At 48.4% G+C, this 22,830-nt stretch carries 25 protein-coding genes; 11 read left to right on the top strand and 14 right to left on the bottom strand.

Features of this window, described 5'->3' with window-relative positions; all coding sequences use genetic code 11:
- Window positions 1-200 precede the first annotated feature (200 nt).
- The 4 genes from QMN38_RS25110 to QMN38_RS25095 all read left to right on the top strand — a co-directional run bounded on the left by QMN38_RS25110 (window position 201) and on the right by QMN38_RS25095 (window position 1,834).
- A complete protein-coding gene (locus QMN38_RS25110) occupies window positions 201-656 on the top strand; it encodes a hypothetical protein (RefSeq protein ID WP_000916941.1) in 456 nt (151 codons plus the stop codon).
- A complete protein-coding gene (locus tag QMN38_RS25105) occupies window positions 628-933 on the top strand; it encodes a hypothetical protein (protein ID WP_223152485.1) in 306 nt (101 codons plus the stop codon). Before QMN38_RS25110 ends, QMN38_RS25105 begins: the two co-directional genes overlap by 29 nt.
- A gap of 25 nt (window positions 934-958) precedes the next feature.
- Window positions 959-1,252 (top strand): hypothetical protein, encoded by a 294-nt coding sequence (locus tag QMN38_RS25100; protein WP_001100635.1) that lies wholly within the window; start codon window positions 959-961, stop codon window positions 1,250-1,252.
- A 177-nt stretch (window positions 1,253-1,429) separates the two neighbouring features.
- Entirely contained in the window at window positions 1,430-1,834 is a 405-nt protein-coding gene (locus QMN38_RS25095) for an H-NS family histone-like protein (RefSeq protein ID WP_001287391.1), read from the top strand.
- 606 nt (window positions 1,835-2,440) lie between these two features.
- Here the strand turns inward: QMN38_RS25095 and QMN38_RS25090 are convergent.
- Window positions 2,441-2,986, bottom strand: a complete 546-nt coding sequence (locus QMN38_RS25090; protein ID WP_032494789.1) for an HNH endonuclease signature motif containing protein — start codon at window positions 2,984-2,986, stop codon at window positions 2,441-2,443.
- 327 nt (window positions 2,987-3,313) lie between these two features.
- Between QMN38_RS25090 and frmR the strand changes: the two genes are divergently transcribed.
- The 4 genes from frmR (at window position 3,314) to fghA (ending at window position 6,071) form a co-directional block, all read left to right on the top strand.
- Entirely contained in the window at window positions 3,314-3,589 is a 276-nt protein-coding gene (gene frmR / locus QMN38_RS25085) for a formaldehyde-responsive transcriptional repressor FrmR (RefSeq protein ID WP_001141270.1), read from the top strand.
- Between the two features lie 30 nt (window positions 3,590-3,619).
- Window positions 3,620-4,729 (top strand): S-(hydroxymethyl)glutathione dehydrogenase, encoded by a 1,110-nt coding sequence (gene frmA / locus QMN38_RS25080; protein WP_000842086.1) that lies wholly within the window; start codon window positions 3,620-3,622, stop codon window positions 4,727-4,729.
- A gap of 41 nt (window positions 4,730-4,770) precedes the next feature.
- Window positions 4,771-5,169, top strand: coding sequence for a VOC family protein (locus QMN38_RS25075; protein ID WP_000235177.1), 399 nt, complete (start codon window positions 4,771-4,773; stop codon window positions 5,167-5,169).
- A gap of 65 nt (window positions 5,170-5,234) precedes the next feature.
- A complete protein-coding gene (gene fghA, locus QMN38_RS25070; protein WP_009652884.1) occupies window positions 5,235-6,071 on the top strand; it encodes an S-formylglutathione hydrolase in 837 nt (278 codons plus the stop codon).
- 27 nt (window positions 6,072-6,098) lie between these two features.
- Here fghA and QMN38_RS25065 read toward each other — a convergent pair whose 3' ends face one another.
- Entirely contained in the window at window positions 6,099-6,734 is a 636-nt protein-coding gene (locus QMN38_RS25065) for a recombinase family protein (RefSeq protein WP_000470624.1), read from the bottom strand.
- 167 nt (window positions 6,735-6,901) lie between these two features.
- Here QMN38_RS25065 and QMN38_RS25060 point away from each other — a divergent pair, with 167 nt between their 5' ends.
- The gene (locus QMN38_RS25060) at window positions 6,902-9,889 is read left to right on the top strand and encodes a Tn3 family transposase (protein WP_000124025.1); all 2,988 of its coding nucleotides are present in this window, start codon (window positions 6,902-6,904) and stop codon (window positions 9,887-9,889) included.
- Here the strand turns inward: QMN38_RS25060 and QMN38_RS25055 are convergent.
- The 12 genes from QMN38_RS25055 to QMN38_RS25000 all read right to left on the bottom strand — a co-directional run bounded on the left by QMN38_RS25055 (window position 9,863) and on the right by QMN38_RS25000 (window position 19,185).
- Window positions 9,863-10,204, bottom strand: coding sequence for a hypothetical protein (locus tag QMN38_RS25055; protein WP_323606311.1), 342 nt, complete (start codon window positions 10,202-10,204; stop codon window positions 9,863-9,865). The genes QMN38_RS25060 and QMN38_RS25055 overlap by 27 nt on opposite strands.
- Before the next feature lie 15 nt (window positions 10,205-10,219).
- Window positions 10,220-10,528: a hypothetical protein gene (locus QMN38_RS25050; RefSeq protein WP_001224686.1), complete on the bottom strand. Its 309-nt coding sequence runs from the start codon at window positions 10,526-10,528 to the stop codon at window positions 10,220-10,222.
- A gap of 548 nt (window positions 10,529-11,076) precedes the next feature.
- Window positions 11,077-11,502: a hypothetical protein gene (locus QMN38_RS25045; RefSeq protein WP_000278471.1), complete on the bottom strand. Its 426-nt coding sequence runs from the start codon at window positions 11,500-11,502 to the stop codon at window positions 11,077-11,079.
- A gap of 252 nt (window positions 11,503-11,754) precedes the next feature.
- Entirely contained in the window at window positions 11,755-12,570 is an 816-nt protein-coding gene (locus QMN38_RS25040) for an HNH endonuclease signature motif containing protein (RefSeq protein WP_001641519.1), read from the bottom strand.
- A gap of 12 nt (window positions 12,571-12,582) precedes the next feature.
- Window positions 12,583-12,993 (bottom strand): hypothetical protein, encoded by a 411-nt coding sequence (locus QMN38_RS25035; RefSeq protein WP_000985909.1) that lies wholly within the window; start codon window positions 12,991-12,993, stop codon window positions 12,583-12,585.
- Window positions 12,994-13,093: 100 nt separating this feature from the next.
- A complete protein-coding gene (locus QMN38_RS25030; protein WP_000134171.1) occupies window positions 13,094-13,300 on the bottom strand; it encodes a hypothetical protein in 207 nt (68 codons plus the stop codon).
- 60 nt (window positions 13,301-13,360) lie between these two features.
- Window positions 13,361-14,686, bottom strand: coding sequence for a type II toxin-antitoxin system HipA family toxin (locus tag QMN38_RS25025; RefSeq protein WP_000088044.1), 1,326 nt, complete (start codon window positions 14,684-14,686; stop codon window positions 13,361-13,363).
- Window positions 14,687-14,690: 4 nt separating this feature from the next.
- Complete coding sequence (locus tag QMN38_RS25020; protein ID WP_012477377.1) at window positions 14,691-14,984, bottom strand: helix-turn-helix transcriptional regulator; 294 nt, start codon at window positions 14,982-14,984, stop codon at window positions 14,691-14,693.
- Between the two features lie 400 nt (window positions 14,985-15,384).
- The gene (locus QMN38_RS25015) at window positions 15,385-16,773 is read right to left on the bottom strand and encodes a hypothetical protein (RefSeq protein ID WP_000083579.1); all 1,389 of its coding nucleotides are present in this window, start codon (window positions 16,771-16,773) and stop codon (window positions 15,385-15,387) included.
- A 4-nt stretch (window positions 16,774-16,777) separates the two neighbouring features.
- Entirely contained in the window at window positions 16,778-17,275 is a 498-nt protein-coding gene (locus tag QMN38_RS25010) for a membrane protein (protein WP_000340139.1), read from the bottom strand.
- 202 nt (window positions 17,276-17,477) lie between these two features.
- Complete coding sequence (locus tag QMN38_RS25005; RefSeq protein WP_000462754.1) at window positions 17,478-18,134, bottom strand: trypsin-like serine protease; 657 nt, start codon at window positions 18,132-18,134, stop codon at window positions 17,478-17,480.
- Between the two features lie 658 nt (window positions 18,135-18,792).
- Window positions 18,793-19,185 (bottom strand): hypothetical protein, encoded by a 393-nt coding sequence (locus QMN38_RS25000; RefSeq protein WP_000341066.1) that lies wholly within the window; start codon window positions 19,183-19,185, stop codon window positions 18,793-18,795.
- A 920-nt stretch (window positions 19,186-20,105) separates the two neighbouring features.
- Here QMN38_RS25000 and QMN38_RS24995 point away from each other — a divergent pair.
- A complete protein-coding gene (locus QMN38_RS24995; RefSeq protein ID WP_000211823.1) occupies window positions 20,106-21,092 on the top strand; it encodes a competence protein CoiA family protein in 987 nt (328 codons plus the stop codon).
- On the top strand, window positions 21,089-22,830 hold a 1,742-nt coding region (locus QMN38_RS24990; RefSeq protein ID WP_227440768.1), incomplete at its 3' end, for an ATP-dependent helicase. The genes QMN38_RS24995 and QMN38_RS24990, both read left to right, overlap by 4 nt.

The raw sequence follows: 22,830 nt of genomic DNA, 5'->3' as shown, positions 1-22,830 counted from the left end.
TCGGCCCAGATCCGCGAAATTTTAATCAGCGAGTCAGCTTGGGAAGAAATGACCTGCTTATTCGCACCTTCCCTAGAGTGCAATATGGTGTGCCTGAATATAAAACTGGCTCAATACATACTTAAAAGTGGTAGTCGTTAGAACTAGACTGTTAATGATACAATTCTCCTGTTATTTTATTTTTATAAAAGGTCTCAAATATGCTCAAAAACAGATTTTCTTTATTGTGTCTTGCTGTGGCATCGTCACTTACTCTTACTGCTTGCGATGTAGTTGATGCTGCCTATGACGAGACTTTAAATGATAATGCACCCGAAATTGTAATAGCTGGAGGATTCAAAATTGATATCCAAGGTAATGCAGTTCCGGTTGAGGGATATGATAATTGCTCTTTGAATACTCTTCAGGGAAGCGTTGATACGGATAAATCAAATTGTATTGTTCTGGATAGAACACGTAAAAAAGTACCGGTTCTAGTTCATTTGTCATCCGGTCCCGTCAAAGAAGAATGGAAGATCGAGCACCAGGTTGAAAAAACCAAATCCGGCAAAAATTTCATCCAAACTCGTATGATTAGACCTGACGGTAACTTTGTAGTGCCTGCATCCTCAGAACGAGGGATCTTTAGTGGCAAACATTACAGTCAAGCCAGCTAAGTCAAGTCTATCCGTTCAAACAGAAAAAGGTTTCTTAAAAATGACGTTATCCGCTGCATTGCAAGGCACTTTTAAAGAGATGAGGAAAGACAATACAGTAGGCATCACAGTTCAAACTTGTTCAGATATTTTTGACAGCAATGTTCCTCCGGCTTATGTTTTCTGGCTTTATCGTCTCAAAGCGGGAGAAACTTTGCCGCGCGGAAGGTTCTTCAGAAAAAGAAAGCCAATCATCAATGTTATGGCAGTTGTTCATGATGCTGCATTCGAAAAATAACTGCGCTATCAGGAAAGTTACTTTTATGAACGTAATTGCAGCTGGAATTTTTTGCTTTATTTTTTACCCTACAGCTTTCGCTTATGCTTGTTATAAAAAGAGATGGCTAGAGTGGATTTTTCTTACTTTAATTATAATTTTTGCTTCTGCCATTTCGATTCAACAATACAATGAAGCGAATTTTGTAAGTGAGTTAAATTACCCTATGTTTATCTCCGCCATATATGGCCTGTCACTGGCATGGTTTCCTTTTCCGATTGCTTATGTTGTTCTGCGCTTCCTTCTTGATGATTTACAGCATGAGTACCCTAAACAGTGAGCAGATTTTAAGACTCATGAACAACATCGAAAGCACGAAACAGTCTGCACAAGGAAGATAAGGAGTATTCTTAGCAAGATATCTTTGTACCTGAAGACATAAAGCTGGCATCTTTTTCCTTATAGAGTGTATTATGATTAAGTAAATCCTTATCAAAGAATTAGAAAGTGAGGTCGTATGTCTGAAGCACTCAAATCGTTAAACAATATTCGTACTCTTCGCGCCCAGGGCCGCGAGCTGCCTTTAGAAGTACTTGAGGAAATCCTCGAAAAGCTTAATGTCATTGTTGATGAGCGTCGTCAGGAAGAATCATCCAAAGCTGCCGAACTGCAAGCTCGTCAGGAGAAACTTGACGCCCTGCGTAAGTTAATGGAAGAAGATGGTATCAACCCGGAAGAGCTGCTTGGCTCATTCCAGGCCAAATCTACGGCTACCAAGAAAAGCCGTGAACCACGCCCGGCCAAATACTCATTTACTGATGAAAATGGCGAAACAAAAACGTGGACTGGACAGGGCCGTACCCCCAAAGCTCTGGCAGAACAAATTGCAGCCGGTAAAAGTCTTGATGATTTCCTGATCTAACTTTTGCCACCAGTTTTGATAGAGGCCACTTCGGTGGCCTTTTCTCATACGGAATCAATTTCAGGTACAGAACATATGAAAAATTCAGAACCTAAGAGCTGTGATCCCTATGTGGACAGTTTGATTAGAAATGCAGATGCAAAGGAAGCCAGGTCATTTCTCAAAATATTGAAGCCCTTACCATTCCTTATCGTTATCATCGCTGTATTCTTTTTTTGGGTATCGTTTTCCCGTTTATTATCCCAGGTCGCGTAAAACCTTTTTAAAGACTCTTCTTTACCAGATATGCTCCCTCACCGGGATGGTTTCAACCTCTTCAGTTTCCCATATTGGCAAAACCTTCAGGAAATAAGACGATACCCTCCACGCTTTCCATTAAAGCGGGATGACGACGCCCAGTTCTTACGACCAGACTCCACGTTTTCGATTAGGATGCCTTTGGGCCCTTCTAACGAGGCCACCTCAACAACTCGCACTTTCCGGATCAGTCTTGGATCCACTTCTTCCCAGATCTGGCCAACTGTAATATCTTTTTGGGTTTGCATTTAATCTCTCGCTGTCATTTAGTGAACAAGACTAATCCTCGCCGTGGTTCAGCTTATGGCTTTATTTACGCTGACGATCCTTAGCCTTAAATTTTTGCCATCGTATCCGAAGGTTTTCGATGTTAACCGGAACCTGCATGCGTGTCGTCTCTATCTCATTCCCATGCCATTTCAGGAGATCATCATCCAACTCCCGGGCCTCCCGGCTGAAGTAAATTTTCATAGTGTCAGGGTTTATGGCGCAATGGTCATTGTCGAACAGTGTATGGATATCACGGCGAAGTAAAATTCCGTTCGTTACGTCGGGAATGCCTTCTTCATGACGTGGCGTTAAGTGCGCGGCCTCAGTACGCCAGGGGGACCTTACGCCGGTGACAACACATCGCCCGTAGCAATTCAACCTAACATCCCGGGCGAAAGGACCTTGGTCAGGACTGGTGACAGAAGTACATTCCTGGCCCTCTTTGTAGATACGCTTCGGGAAGTCGATAGTGGTTTGAGCTGTTTGGGAAAGTGACACATACGTAACCCCTTTGTATCTCTTTATCCCACCATTAAAAGTGGTAGGAATCGAGCTGGTTATGGCCACCAGTTTCACATCGCCCATTTCGACGATCTTAAGGCTCTTATTAGGGGTCAGTTTGGATATCGAAAATTATTGTACGTTAGGCTCATTTTTTGACCATCAATGATGAGCCAATATCTGGCGAAATTTAACAGAACCGCCTATGCCCCAAATCCCGTATCGGTAGATATCATTTTTGTAGTAACTTTCCTTCCGACAGTATCACAGCCAAAAATAATATAAATATATGATTTATATCGTAAATAAAGGTAGTTATGTTTATTCTTAGTTATACTATAGTGGAGTATGCATTGACGATAATTATATACTCCACTATAGTATATAAAATCAAAAATGGTGAGGTAAATAATGCCCAGTACTCCTGAAGAGAAAAAAAAGGTCCTTACCCGTGTTCGCCGCATTCGGGGTCAGATTGATGCTCTGGAAAGAGCGCTGGAAAATGGTGCTGAATGCCGTTCCATTCTTCAGCAGATAGCTGCCGTTCGCGGAGCAGCTAACGGTCTTATGGCAGAGGTGCTCGAGAGCCACATACGGGAAACCTTTGACCAGAATGACAGCTACAGCCATGAAATCAGTAAATCCGTTGACGATACGATTGAACTGGTTCGCGCCTATCTTAAATAGCTAAGCCATCACATTGAGGATAATTTACATATGAAATCACGTGCTGCCGTTGCATTTGCACCAGGGAAGCCCCTGGAGATTGTTGAAATTGATGTTGCACCACCTAAAAAAGGCGAGGTGCTGATTAAAAATACCCACACCGGTGTCTGCCACACCGATGCCTTTACCCTCTCCGGGAACGATCCTGAGGGCGTTTTCCCGGTGGTTCTCGGCCACGAAGGGGCCGGTGTCGTCGTGGAGGTCGGTGAAGGCGTGACCAGCGTGAAGCCGGGAGACCATGTGATTCCGCTTTACACCGCCGAATGCGGGGAGTGTGAATTCTGTCAGTCCGGGAAAACGAACCTCTGTGTATCGGTTCGCGAAACTCAGGGAAAAGGACTGATGCCTGACGGAACCACCCGCTTTTCTTACAATGGCCAGCCTCTTTACCACTACATGGGATGCTCCACCTTCAGTGAGTATACGGTAGTGGCCGAGGTTTCTCTGGCAAAAATTAACCCGGAGGCAAACCATGAACACGTCTGCCTGCTGGGCTGTGGCGTGACTACCGGGATTGGCGCTGTTCACAACACAGCGAAAGTACAGCCTGGAGATTCTGTCGCTATTTTTGGTCTTGGCGCAATCGGTCTGGCTGCCGTTCAGGGGGCTCGCCAGGCAAAAGCAGGACGCATTATCGCTATCGACACCAACCCGGCCAAATTCGAACTTGCCCGTCAGTTCGGTGCAACCGACTGCATCAACCCGAACGACCATGACAAACCGATTAAAGATGTGCTGCTTGAAATCAACAAATGGGGCATTGACCACACTTTTGAATGTATCGGTAACGTCAACGTTATGCGTGCGGCGCTGGAAAGTGCTCACCGTGGCTGGGGCCAGTCCATTGTCATCGGCGTGGCCGGCGCCGGGCAGGAGATATCCACCCGTCCATTCCAGCTCGTTACCGGGCGCGTATGGAAAGGTTCTGCTTTCGGCGGAGTGAAAGGCCGTACGCAACTTCCGGCCATGGTAGAAGATGCCATGAAGGGTGAAATTGAACTGGAGCCATTTGTTACCCACACGATGACGCTGGATGAAATCAATGAGGCCTTCGATCTTATGCATGAAGGTAAATCAATCCGTACGGTAATCCGTTACTGATAGCGTCTTAACTGAGTCAAACCAACTGAAGGAAATGGATCATGGCAACACCTGTAATTTCTGGTAATGACGTTTTTTCCCACGTCTTCATCGGTGCATCCGATGTTGAAAAATCCGCTGATTTTTACGATGCTGTCCTCGGTACGCTTGGCATCAATAACCTCGGCCCGTTTGGCAATGGCTGGGTACTTTATGGTCGCGAAAAGCCAGCCTTTATTATTGCACATCCGGGCAACGGTGAAGCGCCATCGGCCAACGGCGTTACTGTCGGCTTTGCAGCTGCAAGTCCGGAAGAAGTTGATGCTTTCCACGCCGCGGGCCTTGCCGCCGGAGGGAAAGATGAAGGTCAGCCTGGCCCGCGCAGCCATCTCCCTGGAGCCTATGCAGCCTACCTGCGAGACCCTGCGGGTAACAAAATCACGGCTTATACGTTCATCTGACGTCCGGCTATAAAGAGACTTCCCCTGACTCCCTGTCAGGGGAAATAACCATGAGACAGAGGCTGATGGAACTCATCGAGCAGCATGCCAGCGCTGGCGGCTGGCAAAACGTATACCGCCATAATTCACAAACACTTAATTGTGGGATGAATTTCGGTGTTTATCTTCCCCCCAAAGCAGCAACAGAAAAACTGCCGGTCCTGTACTGGCTCTCGGGTCTGACCTGTACGGAGCAGAATTTCATCACCAAATCGGGTATGCAGCATTATGCCGCCAGGAACAACATCATCGTCGTTGTTCCTGATACCAGTCCCCGTGGAGAGCATGTCGCAGATGCTGACAGCTACGATCTGGGCCAGGGTGCCGGATTTTATCTGAACGCGACGGAACATCCGTGGAACACGCATTACAGGATGTATGACTATATTCTCCATGAGCTTCCGGATGTTGTCATGGAGCATTTACCTGTAACATCAAGGAAATCAATATCCGGTCACTCCATGGGGGGGCTGGGAGCGCTGGTTCTGTCGCTGCGAAATCCTGATGAATATGTGAGTGTATCGGCATTTTCACCAATAGTGTCACCTTCTCAGGTGCCATGGGGACAACAGGCATTCACCGCGTACCTGGGTGAAAATAAAAAAACGTGGGAGCACTACGATCCCGTCAGTCTCATTTTACAGGGTGCGAAATTACCAGAAATTTTTATTGACCAGGGATTAAGTGACGCCTTTTATGAAGATCAGTTACGCACTAAAAGTCTTGAAAGAGTGTGCAACGAGATGAACATCAACACATCATTCCGATATCATACTGGTTACGACCACAGCTATTATTTCATTTCCAGCTTTATTGGTGAGCACATTGCTTACCATGCCAACAGGCTCAGGCTGTCAGCATGAGTTGATTTCCAGCCTCAGAAAATGTGCTTAATTTTCAGGCCTGAACAGGGCCTGAATCCTGCAGACCTGAGATGTGCTGTAACCGGTGGCTTCAGCAGTTTCTCTTATGCTCAGTTTCTTGACCTGTCGGTAATACAGAACTTTCTTATGTCGTTCCTGATCGGCCTGTTTGCCCCGGTATTTTCCCAGCGTATGTGCCCGTTCAATTCCCTGCTTCTGCCGATGGCGGCGGCTCAGCCAGTCCTTATGCGACATCGAGGCCATCAGGTCGATAAGCATATTATTGATGGCGGTTATCACGGCGCGGGTGATTGGGTCAGCCTGCGAAGGATCTTTATCTGACAGCGCCTGCCATGAGGTGGGTACATCGAGGCTGACAATCCGCAGCTCGTGTTGCTCGATTTGCTTTTTCAGCGTCATCCAGTCGCTGTTGCTCAGACGGGTCAGACGGTCTATCTGCTCGACCAGTAAAATATCATTGCGGTGACTGTCCATCAGTAAGCGCCCCAGTTCCGGGCGGTCAAGTTTTGTACCGCTGATGTTCTCCCGGTAGTAACTGGCTATTTTATGTCCCCGCTCCTGAACAAACTGCTCCAGCATCTCTTTTGCCCGATCGGCGAACTGATCTTCCGTCGATGCCCTTAAATAAGCTCTGATGAACATTTTTCCACCACGTTATCGCATTTAAGTTATTGCATTTAATCTATCGCATATAGGTTATGTCATTCATCGTGTGCCGTCACGTTTTGAATATGGCGTCAGGGTGTACCCTTATGCGATAAGCATTTCTGTTAAAAATACCGCATCGGATAATTTACGAGGGAAACTATATGGCAAGGAGGCAGATTCTTTCTCTGTCGGAAAGAGAATCATTACTGGCATTACCGGACGAAGAGTTAACGCTGACCCGGATGGCGTATTTCAGTGAACATGATCTGGCACTTATCAGTGCCCACCGTAAACCTGCCAGCCGTTTTGGTTTTGCCGTCCTTCTTTGCTATCTGAAAAATGTCGGCTTTACCCCGGATAAAAAAATCCCTCCCTCTGATGCGCTGCTGAAGCATATCGCCAGCAGGCTAAAACTTACCGGGGATCTCTGGCCAGCTTACCTTTCCGGCAGGGAAACCACGCGACGCGAACATTTAACCGAACTGTACCGCTATCTTGGCTTAAAAGCGTTCACCGGCAAAATACAGCAGGACTGTATTACACACCTGCTGCCGATGGCGACGCGCACCGATAAAGGTATTCTCCTGGCCGAAGAACTACTGGTCTGGCTCCGGCAGAACAACGTGATAATCCCCTCGATTGATGTCGTGGAGCGTTCCTGTGCTGAGGCCATGGCAGGCGGCGATAAAATCGTGTTTCAGACCCTGAATGCTCCGTTAACTCCGGCTCACAGGGATGCTCTGGATTGTTTACTTGAGTCATCGGATAATCAGTCTTCCAGGCTGACATGGCTTCTGCAACCTCCGGGTAAAATCAATGGTAAGAACGTGCTGCAACACCTTGATCGGCTCAGTAGCATTGAATCGCTGGCATTACCGGAAGGTATAGATCGTACCATTCACCAGAACCGGTTGCTGAAACTGGCGCGGGAAGGCCGAAAGATGAGCAGCCGGGATTTGACCCGATTTTCAGCAGCCCGGCGTCATGCGATCCTGGTGTGCGTGCTGGAAGAAGCCAGAGCCACACTGACAGACGAAGTGATTGAGTTGCATGAGCGAATGCTGAACAGCCTTTTCAGCAAAGCCAAAAGAACACAGGCTGAGCGCCTTCAGCAGACCGGAAAGCTGATCCAGTCAAAACTGAGGCAGTACATCAATGTCGGTCAGGCGCTGTCTGATGCCCGTGATTCCGGGGGAGATCCATGGCTCGCAATAGAAAACATACTCCCATGGCCTGAATTTGTCGCCAGTCTGGAGGAAACACGCCATCTCGCCAGAAAAAATAATTTTGACCCGCTGCATATTATTACCGAGAAATACAGCACATTACGGAAATATGCCCCGCGCATGTTGTCAGCTTTACAGTTAATCGCAACTCCGGCAGCGCAACCTCTGGCTGATGCGCTGGTTGTGATCAAGGATATGTACCGGAAGCAGTCACGTAAAGTTCCGGCCACCGCGCCGCTTGAGTTTGTCCCAGAAAGTTGGCGCAAGGTGGTAATTACACCTGCGGGTATTGACCGGCAGTACTATGAATTTTGTGCGCTCAGCGAGCTTAAGGGGGCGTTGCGTTCCGGGGACATCTGGGTTAAAGGCTCACGCCGCTACAAAAATTTTGATGATTACCTCATTCCCGAAAAGGACTTTGACAAACTCACACCGGCGCTGCCACTTCCCGTATCTGCTGATTATCATGAGTACATTACCAGCCGTATGACCCTGCTTCAGTCCAGGCTTGAAGAGGTCAATGCCATGGCTGCCCTTGGTGAACTGCCCGATGTGGAAATATCTTACAGGGGCGTAAAAGTCTCTCCGCTGGATAACAGCGTTCCGGTGCAGGTTTCACCGCTGGCAGAGCTGGTTTACAGCATGCTACCGCGCCCTAAAATCACGGAAATTCTCGATGAGGTAAACAGCTGGACGACGTTTACCCGACATTTTTCGCATATAAAAACTGACATTACCCGTCCCGATATCCGCCTGCTTCTCACCACCATTCTTGCGGATGGCATCAATCTTGGCCTGACCAAAATGGCGGAAGCCTGCCCCGGTAGCACCAAATCATCACTCGAAGATATTCAGGCATGGTACATCCGCGACGAAACCTATTCAGCAGCCCTTGCAGAGCTGGTAAACGCGCAGGGGAAAAGGCCGCTGGCGGCATTCTGGGGAGACGGGACAACATCATCATCAGATGGACAGAATTTCAGAACAGGCAGATCAGGCCGCTACGCAGGGCAGGTTAACCCGAAATACGGGCAGGAGCCCGGACGTCAGTTTTATACCCATATTTCGGATCAATACAGCCCGTTTTACACCTGCATAATCAGTCGGGTCAGAGATTCAACCCATGTGCTCGATGGCTTGCTGTACCACGAAAGCGACCTGGAAATCAGGGAGCATTACACCGATACAGCGGGTTTCACCGATCATGTCTTTGCCCTGATGCATCTGCTGGGATTTGCGTTCTGTCCGCGAATCAGGGATCTCCACGACAAGAAGCTATTTATCAAAGGGAAAGCAGGCCAGTACCCGGCGCTTCAGTCACTGATATCAACAACCAGCCTGAATCTGAAAGAGATCGAAATTCACTGGCGTGAAGTGCTGCGTCTGGCAACCTCGATAAAGCAGGGAACCGTGACGGCATCCCTGATGCTGAAAAAGCTTGCCAGCTACCCCAAGCAAAACGGGCTGGCCAAAGCACTGAGAGAAATTGGCCGTATTGAACGAACTCTGTTTATGCTCGACTGGTTCCGCGATCCTGCACTGCGTCGGCGGGTACAGGCGGGGCTGAATAAAGGTGAAGCCCGTAACGCGCTGGCGCGAGCGGTATTTATGCACCGGCTGGGAGAAATCAGGGACCGAAAACCGGAAAATCAGAGCTATCGCGCCAGTGGACTGACGCTCCTGACAGCTGCCATATCCCTGTGGAATACCGTCTATATGGAAAGAGCTGTCGATGCTCTGAAGCGTAAGGGAGTGAAGATCAACGAGCAACTGCTGTCGCATTTGTCCCCGCTAGGCTGGGAACACATCAATCTGACAGGCGATTATATATGGAAAAGCAACCGGATACCGTCAGCCGGTAAGTTTCGTCGGCTGAGGCCAGCTAAATTAGGCAGGTCAAAAAATAACCTTAACGTACAATAATTTTCGATATCCAAACTGACCCCTATTAGCGGCTACATGTAACTGGATGAATTTACCTACGTACACATCATGGTTCTCATCTTGTCTTTCAACACACAGAACGACATGGTCGAAGGTTCTCTTGTCAGAGATTACCCAGTTGCCGGTTTTCACACGGCCTGCTTCACTCACCCCTGCGGTAAGATCGGGTATGAGCGTCCCCTGCATGCCGTCAGTTCGAATTGAAAGAATTTCACCCGATAAACCCAGCTCTGCAAGCTCACTAATAAACGGTCTTTTCATCCGGCTTACCGGTTTTGGCTTCGTCATTTTCATCTTTGCTGTAACACCTCAGTACCCCATTGCTCGTTCCTGGCGGGACAGCCGTTCATCAGCAGCCTGAAGACGCTCATCACGCCGCCGTGCTGCCAGAACCCGTCGTTCTGAAAAAGACATAGCCGCTACGTTTGGTACGCTGAGCTTACCGTCACCGGCACAAACGTCACAGCGAACATCAAATGCTCCGGCAAAATACTTTTCACGCATTTCTGGCTCCCACTCAGCCATTTCTGATTGGGTGAATCCATTTTCAAAGGCCGGGTTTTCCATGGTCCCGTGGCCTTCGCACTGGTGACAGATTATGTACTTAAATTTGCGCATGTAACGCTCCTGTATATGATGGATGAACCACTCTCGTTCAGGGTTATGGCGAAATGTTTATCGCCGCAGCGAGAGATTCAGTCTTGCTATCAATATTCCTGAAGGTTGTCCGCCTGATTTCAGGGAAAGCATTCATTCACTGGCCGGTTCTACCTTATTATTCATACAGATTAAAGTAGTTGTGCCTACTACTGCGGTCACCTTCCTTGACAAAGTAAGCAAAGTTTGAAAAATTTAACACCGACGAAAGGCCATACCTTCGTTAGTGTGCGAAAGCCGCTTGCGAGCGACGGAATAGGTGAAAGCTTTAGTCAGGGTTAATTACCCTGTCTGCGGTGATGGGATGGCTCAGGCGTATATCATCACTCCTTCCAAAGTCCGTACACACTCTTTCAGCCTTTGCAGAAATGCAGGGGCTGTTTCATATCAGACAAGCGCAATGAAATTTTCAAATGCTTTCCAGAAATTCAAAGGCCTTAAGCTTTATCTGTATCTTACGGTCCCCGCACGGAAAGTAACTTTCCTGAACAGGAACCGCCTTGCCAGCCTTAACTTTCTAAACGGTTAAAGTTACACCAGGCTGTAAATGGTGAAACAGTTTTTGAAGCCCATGAAACACCGCTGTCGGAAAGATAACTAGCCCCAAGACGTCTAACTTCTTTTTGATGTAGAGCTAATTCTTTCGGATCGGCAATATCTTCCACCACGCTCATCATGGCAATCTGAACTCCGGGAGATGCCATTTTATAAGCTGTCGAGCTTGCAACTGAATTTTTCAGGATTGCCAATCTTTCTTTTTCTGGTCGCCCGTTGTCAGACGTATTCGCGTACGTTGTACCCGCAACTAACAATGGAAGACTGGCGTTGGCACAGAACTGCATAACGCGTTTTTGCTGGAGCTGTAATTCAGTGGCTGCAAATGCTTTACTGCATCCGAGGATCCCGATAATCATCACTAATGCTGTTTTATACATAAAATTGAAACCGTCCTTATTGAACTTTAAATGTTGCGGTTAACACTGTGTGGAGATGTATGGACTGGATAATACCCACATGCCTGCGCCTGCCAGTATACCGGCTCAGGTATTAAACCTAAGAGATCTGGTGCACCGGATTTTACCTTTTCATTTCGGTTTTATCTTGAGCCTGGCTCTTGAGTTTAAATTTAAAGGTATGGCGCATGCAGGTTTCACTGACGGGTTTTCACACATCCCGGCTGTAACCCATCATTGTTCATGAGCCAGGCCCTGGTATCCTGCCCAGCGTACGGCCAGCCGCTCTAAGTCCAGATCGTACACCAGCGGTGTGATTTTACGGCCTTCAAACAGCTCGCCCAGCTCAATGCCTGGCTTAAAATGAACGGTCAGGGTGGCCGGATCTATGCCCATAAGATCGGCATCAAACAGAGCATGCATTGTTGGAGTCATCAGGATGCCATTAGACGGATTGTACCGGGTTCCATGTTCAATGTGTGCCGCATCCAGGACACCGCCATTAACCCAACCGGTTACCGCACAACGGCCCGCGAAATTCTCGATGAGCAGAGCTTTAAATTTACCCTGTGCCACGCCACTACGTTGCGTCACTACGCGCTCGCAGTGCTCACCCTGGATATCTACGTCAGGTTTCCGCTTTGGTTCGCTGGTGGCCGTCTCAGCTTGTTTTAGGGTGGAACGTGGATAGGCCAGGTTATATGCTGCGCCTGTGGTCATTTGCTCGATGACCGCAGGTGCATAACCTTCTGCTTCCAGCTTACGATATGCAGCCCGGTAGTCTCTTTGGGTTTTCAGCGGGTATATCTTTCCGCCTTTACCATCGAAAGCGATAAACCAGAAATCGTCCGTGCCAGTTTCCAGATTTCTGCAACGTTTCAGATGCCATCCGCCTTCTCTCGCCCAGATGGTACGGTTATTTCTGGCATTCGTTTTGTCATAACCGTTCTCGTCAAGCCAGCTATCAAAGCTGGTCAGCCCCAGATCCTGAACCTCCAGAGAAGGCACTCGAATGACCTGCAAGGTATGGCGGGGTCTTGGCTCTCTCATCTTGATCTCTTCCTAGCGCTGGTCTGGGAAATACGGATATTGCGGGCCATATTCATAGTCATGCGGGCCTGGCTCAACTTCCCAGAATGGACGGCCGCTAATTGTCTTTGGACCGCGCTCGTTTACGATGTCTTCTACATCCTGAATATTAAATGGCATCGTTGCCAGTAACAGCTGATCTTCGGGTGTCAGCGTCACAGTTGCACCGTCGATACGGCTGTAAAGGTCGGCAAACTGTTTACCTGCACCGTGCAACCGGTGCTCCGCTACACTTCTGATTGCGTGTAAGTCCAGCTCCGCCGCTTCCATGCGATCCACGTATAGTTTCATTTCTTTACGCAAAGCGCTCAGCTCACGGGCTTTAATAAACCCGCAGGCGTACCCACCCAGGGCGATAACTGCAATGATTGCTAAAATTGCCATTTTTTTCTCTCACGTGATTGCGGCCGTTACTCTAGTCTTAATGTGAAGTCTGGGAATTCGCTGGATGTTAAGTACGTTTTCATCCCCAGACTGACAGATGCTAAGGCGCGATCCCAACACTCCATTTGTAAGTATCAGGCCCATCTTCTCCGCTGGTGGCATCTGCTACAATCTGTGCATAACGTTCTCCAGCAAGTTCTCTTACCATCTGATCCACGACCCATTGCAGATGATGCATTTCATCGGTTCCGCCGTAACGACAAGCCAACTCAATAGCCCGCTCTATTCTTTTTTGTTCTTCAGTCATACTGAATCCTCACGCTTACATCAGCTATTCTGAAAACATGCACACTATAAATTGCGGCTGTCATTTCTCAGCCAGGCGCCTGCATTGCTGCCTCATTCCATCAAAAATACTTTCCGCAAGCTGCTGGGGGAACTGGTCCGGAAGAAGCCCGCTAACACGTTCAATGACACCCGGGGTTCTGGCGATGATTTCCTCTATCATCGCCTCTGTCTGCTGTTTACTCAGGCCGGTTATCTCACCATGCCTGATCCAGTGGCGTCGTTGTATTCGATATATCTGGTAATAGTTGCTACTGCCACGTACGGCCATCGCCAGTTTGCACTTCTGCCAGGATATCTGATTGTTCCCATGACCGATCACCGGCCATGCCGACAACACATCATAGAGTGGTGTAAGGTGATAACGTCCCTGTGGCCCAATAGAAATACTGAAATTTTTAGCGTGGCCATCTGTTGCGGCCATCATCCAGAAAACTATCTGCGTCATAAAAAACTGCGCTTTGTCACGCTCAGCACGGTCTGAATTACTCAGAACTTCCATAATTTCCGATATACCTGGCCCGCCGTCCGCCTGATATTTTCGTAATGGCGAAATGCCCAGGGCCTGACACATATCCTCCTGGGGTAAACGAATGATCCATTGTCCGTTTCCTGACCATTTTCGGTCAAAACGTTCTACCACCAGCGCTTTCTGATCTTCAAAGTGAGCAATCTGCGTTCTTGCCACGGGGAGCCCGTACTGTTCGAGAAGTACCGAGCAGAGCCATTCATTTTCAACCGACGAGCGCATGTCGGCTTTCATGTTCCCCACAAGTCCGAGCGGTAGCTTGAATATATGCGTCGTTGGTGTATTACCCTCCGGCATACACCACCGATCTTCATGCCACAGTAGGGCTGTTTTCTCCTGAGCACCGGCAATAGATAAACGTAAGTCGTCGTTATCTTCTGGCCTGCCCGGTAGCAATGTCTCCGTGGTATTACGCAAAGTTGCCGCAATTTCTGATTCAGTAAGCGGGTGATACTTCACGGAATATAAATCTGTGGGTTCATCTCCGTCATGAAGCAGCTGTATCGCGCCCACGCAGTCTTTTCCCAGCTCCGTCAGAAGATCAAAAGGCTCCAGGCTATCGGCCTTGTAACGCATTGCCAGACGTCTGCGTATGCCTTCGCTGTCCGGGAGTAAATTATCAAAATAGTCACGTACCACATTTCCACGCCAGACCTGGTTCCCGGGAGTAAAAGGAAGGGACAATGACAGCGGCCTTCCCTGTTCGTCTGCACTCCAGTCAGGAAGGTATTGTAAGCTGTCTACCCCTTTACTTTTTTCCCAGTATCCGACTTTGATTCCGTTCATCCAGATTGCCAGACGCTGCTGTTTCCGGCTCATATCGTTACCATTTCTCCTGTCGTGCAGGTGAGTTTGATTTAAGCATTTCTTCCGTCTGCTTCCCCTCTGAAGAGGCGGTTGTCGAGGAGAAGCTGATTTTTACGCCCAGGATAGAAAACACCTTGAATAGCCGTTCAATGCTCGCACTGGCAGGGTTGGCTTCCAGACGTGAGTATGTCTGTTGAGTGACCCCTAACCTTTCGGACAGGTCTTTTTGCGTCAGGCCATTCGCCTTGCGAAAACCAATGAGCAAGGGACGCAACTGGTTGAGCGTGTTTAACGGGTAATCATTATTGATCATAAGCTGGCCTCAGTAGTTCCTCTGATACACCTTGTACGCTGTTTTCTAAACATACACCCTAAAAGCTGTAATATCAAATTAACAGCCTAAAAGCTGTTAAATAGAGAGTACAACCTTTAGGCTGTTACTAAGTGGCAGCATAAATCTTTATGAGGTTTGATATGAGAGAACTATCAATAATAAGCCGTTACGCTCGTACAGCATCCGGTAAGAGAGCTGACAGATCAGGATCATCGGTAAACGAGAAGCGGAGTATCTTATGGCCCTGTTGTGAGCTGTATAAATAACTACGAGCTACTCTCTGCCTCGGGGAGGAGGCAGAGAGAGTATTAAAAGCAAAGGCAGACATTTTTAGCAGCTGGTGGGCTATGGGGTTCCGGAGGTGCTCCGGTGAATGTTACTTGACTGGCAAGTTTCCTGCTCTGATGGTCAATGCCTCGATGCTGTCTATATTGTTCTGAAGCCGTTCCAGTTCTGCCTTTTCAATACCGGCCCAAAGCTTTAAGTGTCGCTGATAAAGGGACCACTTGAGTGAGTGAAAACCATTCCAGGCCAACCCCATCCAGGAGGCGTAATTCGCATTGAGAATATTGCCGGTGATATACATTTTACCTGCGTTAACAGCACTGGAAGTTCCATAACCCAGGGCAAGCATCATCCGGAAGCGTGGATTTAGCCGCAACGGCATGGTATCCAGTAAGGTCTCCCCAAAAGCTCCTTTTCCCAGCGATACCTGTTTCGCCACATAGAAAACCCGCATCAAAACTTCCATTATGCTCATCGGAATACTTGTCACGATAAACTGACGAAAGTCATACCCGTTGACATACATGTACTCTATTTGTTTGCCGAAGTTAGAACTCCCCACAGGGATCCCCTCAAGCATACGAAGTAGCCCCATAAAAGGAGCCGGTAACCCCATGCCACGGTTTCCTTTTGCTGAGGGGGCATTAACATCCGATGCCAGGTGTCCAAACATTCTGGCGATGAGCCTGAAAATATTGGTTTCGTCTGTAACGCCTTTACTGGAAGGATAAACCACGATCTGTCCATTCTGAACCACCGTACAGGTCCCGTTCAGCATATCCTTTATACCGAAAATAATGCCCAGTACGGGATCGTGTGACAAAGCTCTTAAGCGGTGATTTGTGGGAGACAAAACGCCACCGGCCGCACCCACTAAATCGCTGCTGATCGAACTGTCTGGTGCCCCTATAGGGAACAAATCTGAGAGTTTTGTACTCAGGTCCTCCGGCAAAATGGCATTGAAGGCTTTCTGCACCTGTTTATTGAAAATACCATCCACTTCTGCCGTAAAGCTCACCGTAGGTTTTGGCGGGGCTCTGACGCAAAGTAAATCCAGCATGGATGCTATGAGCCCGCATCCGCAGGCAATAGCATAATCCCAGGCGTCGAGTGCGTAGCGATCATTAAATTCTTTAATATGATTCTGGATCCGGGCATCTACAACAGCCAAGTCATCCGTGGAGAGTATTGTGGCCAGTCCAATATCACCGCATACACGCTGGTTAGCCTCGCTATATATAGTCTTGAGACCAGTAGAATGCATGGCAGTATCTGAAGGGGTCATTTCTCGCAGATGATGTTCTTTAAGCGCCAGATGCTCCGCTTCATCAAGTTCAGTGCCGCTGATTAGCCCGGTCAACTGTGCCTTAAGGCTCTCTATATCACTGTTAATTGTCTCGTGAGCGTTCGCGATATCCTGACCACGGAGCTGAATATAACGGATGGCCCTGAACTCATCATCATAAGGAGACTGACTCATGTGTTTACCTCACCGCGACCAGGCTACCTTTTGGAGCTTTCTTAGTAAGCATGTCGATTGTTGCCTTGATGCCAGCAATTTCTGCCTTAAAATATTCCGCATTCGACATCAACCTTTCCTGAACTTCGTAGAGCTTTTGGATGGCCTGACTAAGGGCGGCTGTCAGTTTCGCATTTTTTTTGTGTTTCACTATCGCGTACCCGCCAATCCCTAACACAGCTACAGGTGCGGCCAATACCGCAATGCCTGCAACCATACCGCCACCGACGATAGACCCTGCTGTAGCGAGCCCGGAGGTTATGCCTGCTGCTGACACTCCCGTTGTACCAAGCGTATAGAGAGCACCGAAGGAAGCCGCTGCGCCTACGCCTGACCCCGCCAAAGCTGCTGCGCCCTCAGTAATACCCGGGAACTTATTTTCAAGCGCCTGAAGAGCACTTGTAACTTCATCCATTGCCTTCTTGCGAATTTTTTCGAGCTCTTCAGTTTCGGTAGCGTCCATTACAGGCCTCGTATTCATAACTTGCTGTGTGATAGGTGAAAAAGAGCACCATAAAAGTGATGAAGAAATCATGACTTACTATTGTGGCACTTTCGAGTTCATGTTTGTCAGTTTCAATGCTGTTGCTGTTAGTAAGGGCAGACGCCATATCGGGCAGACCCAAAATAACTATCGTGCCAGCGTCATTTTGGAACTGACTTTGCTAAAAATCAGTAGCGGACTGAACAGACATGTGTGGATTTGAATCTGGGCAGGTTCCAGACATTATTCCAACCAGACTTCCAATGACAAAATGCTCGTCATTCTCGGAGACGACATAGGGTCCACCAGAGCAACCATCGGTGTTGAAATGTGCTATTACAAAGCGAGTTGTGAGATGTTGGGGAGAATGATTTGAGCAATTTAAAGGCCAAATGCCTGAAACTTCACCAGGGAATGTCGAAATTGTTGTCTCATTCATTGGATATCCGACACCCAATGTACCCATGCCAGCTGCGGGAGCCAGGACCTTAAAGTAACTACTTACAGGCTGTTGTATTCCAGCTGGTAATACGATTTCTGCACTGTCAACAAACGGAATGCCGTCTTTAAAGTCTGCCCTGTCATTAGCCTCATTGAGAATGAAATCGACTAGAACAGGCTCTTCGTTCACCAGTCCTTGATGGTTAAGAAATTTGACGTAAAGTTTAAGTGTATTGCTGACGGGATAAATTTTTCCAAGAGCATTGGTAACAACATGGGCTGCGGTGAGAATCTTTTGCTGCTGACCATTATCGAAACCAAACGCAGTTGCTTCGAGATGGCTACTAAAATGAGGATCATTGCTTACATAGATTTTACAAACGTAGTTTTCAAACATTATTTCCTCCTTTTGCCGGTACCTAATCAGTTACACGGCTGCATGTTATAAACAACTAAACTCGCTTCCTGATATTTGAGTTTGTATGTTTTGCCAGGCACCAGCTCACCTCTGAAACACGGTTAGTCTCCTCCATGACATGGTTATGGCGATGGTCAGAAACTGTTATCGACGAAAGGCTGGAATTCCTTTAATGGCATTATCCATTTCAAGTCGTATGTCCTGAACGGGAGCGTATATTTTTATGATTCCAGATCTTAACCCTGAAACATTCCCCGTATCAAAACTGACCCGTTACAGATAAGTCACCACCGGTGCTGTCGATTAATTTAGTGAATTGCATGTCCTCATCCCATAAAGGGTAGGGCCTACCCCCGGCATCGAGCAAACCTGACCACCCTGCCCTTATTAAGACCCCACATGCGGCAATGGTGCCCTGTCCACGCCGCCCGCGAACTTTGAGGAAATGGGGAGAAAATAAAAAGAAAACAAAAAGTTATCGGCTGAAGTACCGGCGCAGATCGGGAATCAGGCGAAGCCTGACAGCACGTTAGGGCCTGGCAGGGGGCTTGAGGGATGAGGACATGCAATTGTGATAACCTTCCCGCCACGGGGTCGGTTAAATTCGTATCCTGCCGGTGCAATTCCAACGGCCGCGTTACCAGTTCGCCGGGTAGCATGGCCAGCAAAGCCAGGCATCGAGCACCCGGGTTTCACTGACGGCCGCTGCATAGACGCCGGTATCCGGGAAGAAATAAACCGGGGTGGCGTTGTTCAGCTGGTCGCCTTCATCGGCCAGAGCGCCGATCACCTCATGAGGCTTAAGCAGCATATCCGTTAAATATTCATCCGGGTGGATGGCATTCAGCGATATGGCCATCTCCAGAAATTCATCCAGGGTATGGCGGGTACGATACCCCCGGAAAACCTCGTATGAAGGCGTGACGCATTCACCATCCAGGGAACAGGCATCGTAACCGGCCAGCTGCTCTTCGGTGAGTCCGGAGGCATGCTTTGCCACAAGATTCGTAAATTGCTCTTTATCGTCCATCACAATCCTTACGCTGTAGGGGCCTGTTTGTGTTATCACTGCTTCCGGTTTTTACTTCGCACAACCCGGCAGGTATCCGGTCGCCCGGGCGTCCTTTGCGGTCTTGTTCGCCCTTCGCCTGAATTACGTCAAATCCCTTTCACTACCCGGCCGCAGGGTGACACCTCCCCTTTTCTCCGGAAGCGAAAGAGGAAGAACAGTTTAACAGCCCGGATCCTCAATAATTTTCGCGTAACGGACTAAATAACCGGTTTATGCAGCTTCTGATAACCACAGACCGCGATAGAATAAAACGTCTGGTGAGGAACCGGAGTGTTATGTAAGCGGGGGGTTTAACTGGGTATCTGTGTAGTCCTATTTAGCCAGATATCCCGAATAAAAACCTCAACGATTAGGTAAACGAAATGGATGGATTCTGGTCGATGTTCTGTTTGTTTGTCGTGGTAGTTTCACTGCATAAAGCCCTTTCTGTAGCAGCAGCACGAGCAGACGCAGCAAAATTAAATATGCTTCTCAGAATGAGAAAGTTTAAAAAGTAGCTTTCAAGACATCTGAGAATTCTTTTAAATCCTCAGAGGAAGTTATATGTTTAGGCTATTTGCAAACTAAGGTTGGAATTCCATCATTCTAGCCTTAGATCTTTGATCAAGTGAAGTTGCTCACTTGGTTGGATTTTACCGTTTCCTGACGGCTTTTCAGAAGCGAGGGCTGGTTGGAATGCCTTCCAGCTAGAAGTCTTGCAGATGCTCTCCGGGCATTAACTCATTGTCGAATCTGCACCAGTATCACTAGGTTGTTGAGCGGGCGATTAGCTTTTTCACTGAGCCGCTGTACACTCGACTGCTTCAAGAAGCACTACTTACCATTTGCCTGCCGTAAGGTCTGTTCTTAGCTGGATTTTTTTGGGAGGATACGCAGTCATGACAACTCAATCCAGCTCAATACAATACGCTTACGCGCTAGACGGCGAGGGCACCCTCACGCACATTGGCGCTGCCCTGCGCTCACATACTTACACCTGCCCAGGTTGTAAGAGCCCCCTGACCCCGGTAATGGGCGAGTTCAACGCTAAGCACTTTCGCCATTCGGAAGAATGCTGTGCCCTTGAAACCTATCTTCACAAGTGCGGCAAAGAAGCATTCTTCTATCGCTACCAACAAGCTCTCAGCCGTGAAATGCCTATTAGCCTTGAGCTGGAGCGCCGGGTTGCCTGTAATGGTTCTCGTTTAGCCTTGGTTAGAGACGAAGCACGTCAGTGCGTAAAATCCGTGCCTGCACGCTACAACTTGACTCAATTTTTCGATCAGGCAGAGCTGGAAAAACACGATAAGGTCACAGGGCTGCGACCAGACGTGATGTTGTATGATACGACTGGCGAAAGGCGTTGCTACGTAGAGATTTGTGTCACACACCCCTGCTCTCAAGACAAGATCGAAGCCGGTATCCCGATTCTTGAGTTTAAGGTCCAATCTGCCTCTGATATTCAGATGTTGCTTACCGGGGCCTACTCGATCAAGGAGAAGATCCTGAGAGTATTCAACTGGCTTCCCCCGTTTCAATCTGTGGACACCTGTAGCGGCGTCTGCTCAGTAGGTAACGTGGATATGTCTGTCTGGAGTTTAAGTGGTTCCGGCCGACTCAACGAACAAACGATGCCGCTCGCTGAAGTGGATTTAACAATCAATTCTGACGTGAACACATGGCCTAGATCGTTAGGGGCCGCTGAGCTGGCTGATAACTTACGAGCTTTTATCCGTCACGCCGATCCTCATTCACTATTTCCCAACTGCATTATGTGCGAGCAAGCAGGCCGATGGGAGGATGGCTATCTGCAATGTCACAGTAAGGCAAAGATCGTTCCCTACACCGAGGCCCGTCAGTGCGCCAATTACAAGGTTAAGGCATGACCAAAAGACTGACTTGGGAGCAGAAAAGTATTGTCAGCCATGACACCGGACATGCGTTGGTAAAAGCCGTACCTGGTAGCGGGAAAACAACCACACTTGTAAAGCGCGTTGAGCGGCTGGTCAAGACGGGAACTGATCCTCGCTCCATTCTGATCCTGATGTACAACAAGTCGGCGCAGGTGAGCTTCACGGAGAACTTGAAGACGGCACTGATGTCGAGCGTGATTCCAGAAATCCGCACGTTCCACAGCTTGGCCTTAAAGATTGTTGGTTACGGAGAACGCCAACAGATAATCAAGAAGAAAGACCTCATTACTCCAAGCGACTACCGCTATGAGCAACTGGTAAAGCAAGCCTACCGCTATGGCTTTGACCATGAGGCGAATTATATTGACCCCAATGAAATTGAAAACTTCGAGCTGTTTATTGCTCGCTGCCGGGCGGCGGCCGTAACTCCTGTTGATGCTGCCAATGATCCAACGTTCAGCAACATCAAACGGGAGTTTATTCACGCCTATGGCCGCTATTGTGAGCTGCTGGAGGAAAACAGTCTGCGAACCTTTGATGACTGTTTGATTGAGGCTGTCGCACTGTTGCGTAATGACAGCAGCCTTGGTGCCCACTTCAAGCACATCATTGTTGATGAATATCAGGACGTTAACCTGATACAGCATGACATGACCCGCTTGCTATCTAAGTCGGATACGTCGGTTATGGCTGTTGGTGATGTTAACCAGTGTATTTATGAGTGGCGTGGTGCTCGACCAGACTTTATCGGCGGACTGTTTGAAAGGCACTACCCGAATACGAAGGTGTTTCAACTGTCATGCACGTTCAGATTTGGCCATGAGCTTTCCTTGATGGCTAACTCGGTAATTCGGCGCAACTCTACAAAGCTGACCAAGCTTTGTGTCAGTCATCCTAGCACCCCCAAAACAGAGGTCAGATTGCACTTTGATAACTGCCTATCCAAGGTGCTATCAAACCTCTCGGTGAGCAGTGGAACACAAGCCATATTGTCCCGCACTAAGGCGAACCTTGCTGAGGCGGAAATTGCTTTACGCCTGTGTGGGCTACCTTATCGCTACCTCAATGGTTCAAGCGCATTACACACCCGCACCGAAATCGGGATACTGGTAGTTGGCGTCTTGCTGTCTGTGTACGGCGATCTGCGGCTACTGGAAAACCATCCCAACAAACAAGCGATTGTTTACGGCTTTCTGAAGGAGGCTGGTTTTAGATGGCAGAAAGGGCAATTCAAAGCGGCGCTCAGTGGATTGATGGCTCCGCACGCCGACCTATGGTCTGCTCTAGGTCAGTTATTCGAGGGCGCACAATACCAAAAAGATCGGCTGGGCAGGCTCGCCACTATCTGCCAGAAAGACGGAGAGGAAACGCCTGCTATCGATGTGTTACGACGCCTGAGTATGGAGGGTTTCATTGATAGTGTTGGCTCTGAGGGTGTAACTCGCACTGGATCGAACGACCAGCAACGAGGGGTCGTGAGGATCGGGGAGCTACTTGACTCCAGTAAGATCGATTCCCGCACGTTTTTAAACCTTATCTTGAATCCAGGCGAGGCTGCTACTGACTGCGATCCCTTCATCCTTTCCACACTGCATGGTTCCAAGGGGCTGGAGTGGGATAACGTAATACTGATCGGGGTCGTCTCAGAAAACGGAATCTATGGTCACTCCCGTTTTTGCAACACCGATTTTGACGACAAGTTGGCTTGCTT

The organism is Citrobacter sp. R-1.5.2 (assembly GCF_035064245.1).
In the GTDB taxonomy this organism is placed as follows: Bacteria; Pseudomonadota; Gammaproteobacteria; order Enterobacterales; family Enterobacteriaceae; genus Citrobacter.
The sequence above is the reverse complement of the archived record's forward strand: the minus strand, read 5'-3'. Positions and strand labels throughout refer to the sequence as shown.

What these genes read in the sequence shown, in the direction of transcription:
- frmA (WP_000842086.1), top strand. Translation starts at nt 3,620, where the DNA reads ATGAAATCACGTGCTGCCGTTGCATTTGCACCAGGGAAGCCCCTGGAG.
- QMN38_RS25075 (WP_000235177.1), top strand. Translation starts at nt 4,771, where the DNA reads ATGGCAACACCTGTAATTTCTGGTAATGACGTTTTTTCCCACGTCTTC.
- QMN38_RS25005 (WP_000462754.1), bottom strand. Translation starts at nt 18,134, where the DNA reads ATGTTTGAAAACTACGTTTGTAAAATCTATGTAAGCAATGATCCTCAT.
- QMN38_RS25065 (WP_000470624.1), bottom strand. Translation starts at nt 6,734, where the DNA reads ATGTTCATCAGAGCTTATTTAAGGGCATCGACGGAAGATCAGTTCGCC.
- QMN38_RS25030 (WP_000134171.1), bottom strand. Translation starts at nt 13,300, where the DNA reads ATGACTGAAGAACAAAAAAGAATAGAGCGGGCTATTGAGTTGGCTTGT.
- QMN38_RS25050 (WP_001224686.1), bottom strand. Translation starts at nt 10,528, where the DNA reads ATGCGCAAATTTAAGTACATAATCTGTCACCAGTGCGAAGGCCACGGG.
- QMN38_RS25090 (WP_032494789.1), bottom strand. Translation starts at nt 2,986, where the DNA reads ATGGGCGATGTGAAACTGGTGGCCATAACCAGCTCGATTCCTACCACT.
- QMN38_RS25100 (WP_001100635.1), top strand. Translation starts at nt 959, where the DNA reads ATGAACGTAATTGCAGCTGGAATTTTTTGCTTTATTTTTTACCCTACA.
- QMN38_RS25055 (WP_323606311.1), bottom strand. Translation starts at nt 10,204, where the DNA reads ATGAAAATGACGAAGCCAAAACCGGTAAGCCGGATGAAAAGACCGTTT.
- QMN38_RS25015 (WP_000083579.1), bottom strand. Translation starts at nt 16,773, where the DNA reads ATGAGTCAGTCTCCTTATGATGATGAGTTCAGGGCCATCCGTTATATT.
- fghA (WP_009652884.1), top strand. Translation starts at nt 5,235, where the DNA reads ATGGAACTCATCGAGCAGCATGCCAGCGCTGGCGGCTGGCAAAACGTA.
- QMN38_RS25035 (WP_000985909.1), bottom strand. Translation starts at nt 12,993, where the DNA reads ATGGCAATTTTAGCAATCATTGCAGTTATCGCCCTGGGTGGGTACGCC.
- frmR (WP_001141270.1), top strand. Translation starts at nt 3,314, where the DNA reads ATGCCCAGTACTCCTGAAGAGAAAAAAAAGGTCCTTACCCGTGTTCGC.
- QMN38_RS25045 (WP_000278471.1), bottom strand. Translation starts at nt 11,502, where the DNA reads ATGTATAAAACAGCATTAGTGATGATTATCGGGATCCTCGGATGCAGT.
- QMN38_RS25010 (WP_000340139.1), bottom strand. Translation starts at nt 17,275, where the DNA reads ATGGACGCTACCGAAACTGAAGAGCTCGAAAAAATTCGCAAGAAGGCA.
- QMN38_RS25040 (WP_001641519.1), bottom strand. Translation starts at nt 12,570, where the DNA reads ATGAGAGAGCCAAGACCCCGCCATACCTTGCAGGTCATTCGAGTGCCT.
- QMN38_RS24995 (WP_000211823.1), top strand. Translation starts at nt 20,106, where the DNA reads ATGACAACTCAATCCAGCTCAATACAATACGCTTACGCGCTAGACGGC.
- QMN38_RS25025 (WP_000088044.1), bottom strand. Translation starts at nt 14,686, where the DNA reads ATGAGCCGGAAACAGCAGCGTCTGGCAATCTGGATGAACGGAATCAAA.
- QMN38_RS25095 (WP_001287391.1), top strand. Translation starts at nt 1,430, where the DNA reads ATGTCTGAAGCACTCAAATCGTTAAACAATATTCGTACTCTTCGCGCC.
- QMN38_RS25060 (WP_000124025.1), top strand. Translation starts at nt 6,902, where the DNA reads ATGGCAAGGAGGCAGATTCTTTCTCTGTCGGAAAGAGAATCATTACTG.
- QMN38_RS25110 (WP_000916941.1), top strand. Translation starts at nt 201, where the DNA reads ATGCTCAAAAACAGATTTTCTTTATTGTGTCTTGCTGTGGCATCGTCA.
- QMN38_RS25000 (WP_000341066.1), bottom strand. Translation starts at nt 19,185, where the DNA reads ATGGACGATAAAGAGCAATTTACGAATCTTGTGGCAAAGCATGCCTCC.